The organism is Yoonia sp. R2-816, from assembly GCF_046762905.1.
In the GTDB taxonomy this organism is placed as follows: domain Bacteria; phylum Pseudomonadota; class Alphaproteobacteria; order Rhodobacterales; family Rhodobacteraceae; genus Yoonia.
Genome location: NZ_JBKQXN010000239.1, coordinates 23,899 through 30,329 on the forward strand (window position 1 = coordinate 23,899; position 6,431 = coordinate 30,329).

A 6,431-nucleotide genomic window follows, 5' to 3' on the forward strand; every position below is an offset into this window, starting at 1 on the left:
CCATGGCAGAGGCGCTGGACCAGAACTATGCACAGGCGGGGTATCATACCGGTCAGGCTTGGGGACATCGTCCGGCGCTTTTGCTGATCGATTTTGCCAAGGCCTATTTTGAGCCTTCGGCGCCGCTATATGGTGGCGAAGGGTGTCAGACGGCCCTTGAGAATGCCGCCCGCCTTGCCAAGGGTGCGCGCGCAGCCGGGGTGCCCGTCGTCTTCACAGAGGTGAAATACACCCCCGGCGGTGCGAATGGTGGCGCGTTCTATGCCAAAGTCCCGCCACTGGCCTGTTTTGACGAAGACCGCGAAACATCCATGCTAGCCCCGCCCCTGACCGTGGAAGACGGTGATTTTGTCTTTCAAAAGCAGTATCCCAGCGCATTTTTCGGCACAGCATTGGATGCGACCCTCCGCTGGCTCAAGGTGGATACCTTGCTGTTGGCGGGGGTGACCACGTCGGGTTGTGTGCGTGCTACCTGCATCGACAGCATCAGCTACGGTTTTATCACGCTGGTCGTCGAAGATGGGGTGGGCGACCGTGCCGAAGAACCACACCGCGCCAACCTTTATGACATGAGCGCGAAATATGCCGATCTGCTGAAAACGAATGCAGCGATCGACTACATGAAAGACACATCCAAACGGGAGGAAGACCAATGAAGAAACTATTTTTGACGGCCGCAATGGCCACCGGATTTGCAACCCCAGCGCTCGCCGATATGGCCGATGCCGAGGCGTTAATAGCAAAGCACAGCCAGGCTCCGACGTTTGAGGCACCCGGAGAGGCATTTGACGCAAAAGCCTGCATGGCGGACAAAAAGATGTTCGTGATTCCACTTACCAACGCGAACCCGTTCAATGCGGCGATTAGTCGGGGTTTTGTTGATGCAGCCGCTATGGTTGGCTTTGAATTGCGGGATTGGGAAACCCAGATGGATCCGCAGGGTTGGATTCAAGGCATCAACACCGCCACCGCCGAAGGTTTCGATTTAATCGACATGCAGGGCGGTTTGCCGCCGGAATTCCTGGTGCCGCAGATCACCGAGGCCCGCGCCGCAGGTGTCAAGGTGACAGCGACGCACAACTGGGATGCCACCACGCAAGAAACGCCCGCCTTCATGGATGGTGCGGCTAATACTGATTACGTTACTGTGGGCAACATCATTGCGGCTTGGGCCATGGTCCAGACCGGTGGCAAGGTGAACGCGCTGGTGCTTGGCCCGGACGAAATCACACCGACAGCACCTCTGCGTGACGCGATCATCGGCTATCTGACTGAAAACTGCCCTGACTGTCAGACCAAATACATCAACGTGCCGGTCAACGGCTGGGCGACCCAAGGCCAGCCCGCTGTGCAAAACGCGCTTTTGGCTGATCCGACCATCAACTATGTGTTGCCAGTCTACGACTCCATGGCCGGTTTCATCGTTCCGGCCATCCAGATTGCGGGTTCGGATGCCAAGGTCGTATCCTATAACGGCACGCCTTTCGTGCTGGATATGATCCGCGAGGGCGACATTGTGGAAATGGACGTGGGCGAAAGCCTTGGCTGGGTCGGCATGGCGGGTACGGATGCAAATATGCGTCTGCTATGCGATCTGAATCCTGTGACCAAGCTGAACACACCTGCCTTTATATTTTCAGATGACAACATCGAAACAGCGGGTAATCCGGCGACTTTCAATGACGGTTACGGCGATGTGCATACCCAAGGCTTCAAGGCACTTTGGGGTCTTGAGTGAGCCTGCATAACACCACAACACGCGCAGTCCCCGAAGGGGGCTGTGCGCTTGAGATTGACCACTTGACGAAACGCTTTGGCGGGGCAACGGCACTTGACGATGTATCCCTGCGCTTGCGCCGCGGCGAAGTGCATGGGCTTTTGGGCTCAAACGGGTCGGGCAAATCAACCCTGATCAAAGTGCTGGCTGGTTTCCACACGCCAGAACCCGGCGCCGAGGTGCGGCTTTATGGCCAACCTGTTCCGCTGCCAATTCCCGGGGGACAGGTCCGCGGGATGGGTCTTGCCTTTGTGCATCAGCATCTGGGGTTGATCCCGTCGCTGTCGGTGACCGAAAACCTGTTTCTGGGGCAACTTGCCACAGGGCAGGACTGGGGCATCAACTGGCGCACCACCCATGACAAGGTCGCGCGTATTTTTGAACGTTTCGATCTGGCCCTTGATCCCCATGCAGAGGTCGGCAGCTTGTCAGCCGTGCAACGGGCATTGCTGGCGATCGTGCGCGCCTACGAAGATCTGCGCCATGCAGGCGAAGATCATGCCGACCGGCCTGGCGTTCTGGTGCTGGATGAACCCACCCCGTTCCTGCCACGCGCCGGTGTGGAACAGCTGTTCCAACTGGTGCGCCAGTGTATTACCACCGGTGCCAGCGTCATATTCGTCAGCCACGATGTGAACGAGGTGCGCGAGATCACCGACCGCGCCACGATCCTGCGGGATGGCCACCTGATTGACACGGTGGAGACCGCACAAACCGACCACGACGCCTTTGTCGAGCGGATCATCGGCCGCAGCATGGAGGCCTATGCAGGTGCGGCCAAAACCGCGCCGGCGACGGGGGGCAGTGTTATCGTCGAAAACCTTGTTGCACAGGGCGTTGGGCCGGTGGACCTCGTTATCGTAGAAGGTGAAATCCTTGGTTTGACCGGCCTGATCGGGTCGGGTTTCGATAATGTGCCCTCATTGCTCTACGGCGCCCATAAAGGCACGCAAGGGCGTTTGAAGGTCGATGGTCGGGAGCTTGATCTGTCGAAACTCACCCCCGAAGACGCACTGGCACGTCAGATCGCCTATCTGCCCGCCGACAGGCTGGGACAGGCCGGTGTCGGATCGCTTTCCGTGGGCGATAACGTGGCGATGCCGGTTTATGAAAAACTGCGCAGTAAGCTGGGTCTGACCACCCGTCAGGTCGAGGATCACGCCCATGTTCTGGGCAACGAAGCTGGGGTGAAACCCAACGTCCCCGCACTCCCGCTGTCGGCCCTGTCGGGTGGCAATGCGCAAAAGGCACTGTTGGCAAAATGGTTGCAGACGGGGCCGCGCCTGTTGCTGCTGGATGAACCCACCCAAGGGGTGGATGTCGGCGCCCGCCAGCAGATCTGGGGCGCGCTGGACCGCACGGCAGAGGACCGCGCGGCCATTCTTGTTGCCTCAACCGACTACGAGCAGCTTGCGCAGATTTGCCACCGAGTGCTGATCTTTGCACGTGGTCAGATCGTGGCGGAATTGACTGGTGCAGCCCTGACCAAAGATGAAATAGCCGAGCGATGCTATCGTTCAACCCCGAACATCGCCTGACAAGGACAAGACACATGGACAAAGGCGATCCGAACGCCAATATCGCAGCCTACGAAGAACGCATTACGGAGTTAGAGGCAAAACTGACAGTGCTCGCCGCCAGCGTGGAAATGAGCAGCATGCGTGCTACCGGCGACAAGTGGAAAGATTGGGGCGAGCGTTACGGCTTGGTGATCGCGTGGATCGTGATGATCCTGATCCTTGGCGCATTCAAACCGGTCGAGATGTTTGCCTGGAATTCCTATGCGTCGATGCTGGGGTCCAACGCGATGATCGTGGTGCTGACGCTGGCGCTGATCATTCCGTTGACCACGGGTGATTTTGATCTGTCGGTGGCCAGCGTGATGGGGCTGTCATCGATGCTGATAGCGGTGCTGAACGTCAAGCTGGGTTATCCGATCGCTGGGGCGATGCTTGTCGCACTGATGGCCGGGGCGATGGTTGGGGCGGTGAACGCGTTTTTCATTCTATATTTTGGGGTGCACTCGCTGATTGTGACGCTGGGCACGGGGTATTTTATCAATGGTCTGATTCTGTGGATCGCGGATTCCGGCACAATTGCTGGTGTGTCCATGGGGCTGGTCAAGGCGGTGATTCTGACGCGGTTCCTGGGGATACCCATCGGTTTTTACTATGCGCTGATCCTGACGGGTATCATCTGGTACGTGTTTCAGCACACCAGCATGGGGCGACGGCTTTTGTTTGTGGGGCGCGGGCGCGAGGTGGCGCGTCTGTCGGGTGTGAACGTCAATAAGGTGCGCGCCGGCGCGCTGATCGCGGCCTCGACTATCGCGGCATTTGCGGGGGTTCTTTATACCGGCATGCGCGGCGCGGCTGACCCGTCCTCGGCGCTTGCATTTCTGCTGCCTGCTTTTGCAGCTGCCTTCCTTGGGTTCACGGCAATCTATCCGGGCCGTTTTAACGCGCCGGGTGCCTTTGTAGCCGTGTTCTTTTTGTCCACCGGCATCATGGGGCTGAACTTTCTGGGCGTGGACAGCTTTGTGCAAAATCTTTTCTACGGTGGCGGGTTGGTTGTCGCGGTGTCCATCAGTCAGTTGATCCGCGGGCGCAAACCCATGGACTAGGTCTGTCGCAACAGAAACGGCGGGCCAATAAGTCCAGATTGAAGAAGGAAGGAAATCGCCATGGCACAGCCACAAACGCTTTATGAAAAAATCTGGGATGCACATATCGTTCACGAGGCCGATGATGGTACCTGCCTTTTGTATATCGACCGGCATCTGGTGCATGAAGTGACCAGCCCGCAGGCTTTCGAAGGCTTGCGTGAAAGTGGCCGCAGTGTGCGCGCGCCCGACAAAACCATAGCCGTGCCTGACCATAACGTCCCAACGACCGCAGACCGTGTTGATCATATTGCTGATAAGGAAAGCCGTATACAAGTTGATCTGCTGGCCCAAAACGTGCGCGAATTTGGGTTGCCGCATTATTATGGCATGGACGACCTGCGACAGGGGATCGTGCATATCGTTGGACCCGAACAGGGCTGGACATTGCCCGGCATGACCGTGGTCTGTGGCGACAGTCACACCGCGACCCACGGGGCCTTTGGATCGCTGGCGCACGGGATCGGCACGTCCGAAGTAGAACATGTGTTGGCGACGCAGACACTGATCCAGAAGAAATCGAAGAACATGAAGGTGGAAATAACCGGCAATCTGCGCCGTGGCGTCACGGCCAAGGATATCGCCCTGTCGATCATCGGTGCGACCGGCACGGCGGGCGGTACCGGCTATGTCATCGAATACTGCGGTGAAGCAATCCGCAATTTGACGATGGAAGGGCGCATGACGGTCTGTAATATGGCCATCGAAGGCGGCGCGCGCGCGGGCCTGATTGCGTCGGATGAAACCACATTCACCTATGTGAAAGGTCGCCCACATGCGCCTAATGGTGCCGAATGGGATGTTGCATTGGCGTGGTGGAAAACGCTGAAATCCGATGATGATGCGCAATGGGACAAGGTTTTGACCCTTGCGGCTGAAGATATTGCGCCTGTTGTCACTTGGGGTACATCGCCCGAGGATGTCTTGCCGATTACCGGCAGCGTTCCGTCACCCCACGATTTTGAAAGCGGTAAGGTCGATGCCGCTACGCGTTCGCTTGACTATATGGGGTTGAAGCCGGGCACGAAGTTGTCGGAAGTCACCATAGACGTGGTTTTTCTTGGGTCCTGCACCAACGGACGGATTGAAGACCTGCGTGCTGCTGCGGAAATCCTAAAAGGGCGCAAGGTCAAGGACGGGGTGCGTGCGATGGCGGTGCCCGGTTCAGGCCTTGTGCGTGCGCAGGCCGAAGAGGAAGGTCTGGCCGATATTTTCCGACAAGCCGGGTTTGAGTGGCGCTTGGCAGGCTGTTCGATGTGTCTTGGCATGAACCCCGATCAGTTGAAACCGGGTGAACGCTGCGCGTCCACATCGAACCGGAATTTCGAGGGGCGTCAGGGCCACCGCGGGTGCACCCATTTGATGAGCCCCGCCATGGCCGCCGCTGCCGCCATCACGGGGCAATTGACCGACGTGCGCGACCTTTTGGAGGGGTAACACCATGGACAAATTTCAAACGGTCACAGTGATCGCGGCACCGATGCCATTGGTTAACATCGACACGGACATGATCATCCCAAGGCAATTCTTGAAAACGATCGAACGGACGGGGCTGGGTTCTGTCGCAAATTTCTCGTCTGGCTGAGTGAAAGCATTCGCTGGACACAATTATGCTGCGAGGGCAGCAAACTGCTTGAATGGTGACACGCCATTTTGACCAAATTAGCCTTTGCGGATCATGTGCGCTGTTTCGATCCCGGCGAGCGTAGCGGCGGCGGAATGGAACGCCTTGAACCCCAGCGTAGGCCGCATGATCCGCTTGATAAAGCGGCGATCCTGCTCAACCATATTTTGAGATACTTTGATTGGGAAATCTTGATGATCTTGCCTGCCTGGGGTCTGATGCCGTAGGGGGCAGGATCGTATCGTCTCATGAGCGTTTTTGATTTTCCCGGCACGATGAGACTACCCCGCTGGCGCGGGATGGTCAAAATTTGTAGCCTGTGCATGGCGCTGGAGACATGCGTGTCGAACCGATGGTTATCATGCTCT

5 protein-coding genes and 2 pseudogenes are annotated in these 6,431 nt (G+C 57.7%); 6 read left to right on the forward strand and 1 reads right to left on the reverse strand.

Going from position 1 to position 6,431, the window contains the following annotated elements; genetic code table 11:
• Window positions 1–2: 2 nt before the first annotated feature.
• The 6 genes and pseudogenes from ACFWW2_RS16250 to ACFWW2_RS16275 all read left to right on the forward strand — a co-directional run.
• A complete protein-coding gene (locus ACFWW2_RS16250) occupies window positions 3–656 on the forward strand; it encodes an isochorismatase family protein (protein WP_393929623.1) in 654 nt (217 codons plus the stop codon).
• Complete coding sequence (locus tag ACFWW2_RS16255; RefSeq protein WP_393929625.1) at window positions 653–1,738, forward strand: sugar ABC transporter substrate-binding protein; 1,086 nt, start codon at window positions 653–655, stop codon at window positions 1,736–1,738. Before ACFWW2_RS16250 ends, ACFWW2_RS16255 begins: the two co-directional genes overlap by 4 nt.
• Entirely contained in the window at window positions 1,735–3,315 is a 1,581-nt protein-coding gene (locus tag ACFWW2_RS16260) for a sugar ABC transporter ATP-binding protein (protein WP_393929627.1), read from the forward strand. The genes ACFWW2_RS16255 and ACFWW2_RS16260 overlap by 4 nt, the downstream gene beginning before the upstream one ends.
• Window positions 3,316–3,329: 14 nt before the next feature.
• Complete coding sequence (locus ACFWW2_RS16265; RefSeq protein ID WP_393929629.1) at window positions 3,330–4,400, forward strand: ABC transporter permease; 1,071 nt, start codon at window positions 3,330–3,332, stop codon at window positions 4,398–4,400.
• 60 nt (window positions 4,401–4,460) lie between these two features.
• The gene (gene leuC / locus ACFWW2_RS16270) at window positions 4,461–5,876 is read left to right on the forward strand and encodes a 3-isopropylmalate dehydratase large subunit (RefSeq protein WP_393929631.1); all 1,416 of its coding nucleotides are present in this window, start codon (window positions 4,461–4,463) and stop codon (window positions 5,874–5,876) included.
• Window positions 5,877–5,880: 4 nt separating this feature from the next.
• Window positions 5,881–5,997 (forward strand): annotated as a pseudogene (locus ACFWW2_RS16275) (3-isopropylmalate dehydratase small subunit); the annotation flags it as partial.
• A 104-nt stretch (window positions 5,998–6,101) separates the two neighbouring features.
• Here the strand turns inward: ACFWW2_RS16275 and ACFWW2_RS16280 are convergent.
• Window positions 6,102–6,250: pseudogene (locus ACFWW2_RS16280) on the reverse strand (DDE-type integrase/transposase/recombinase); the annotation flags it as partial.
• Window positions 6,251–6,431 lie beyond the last annotated feature (181 nt).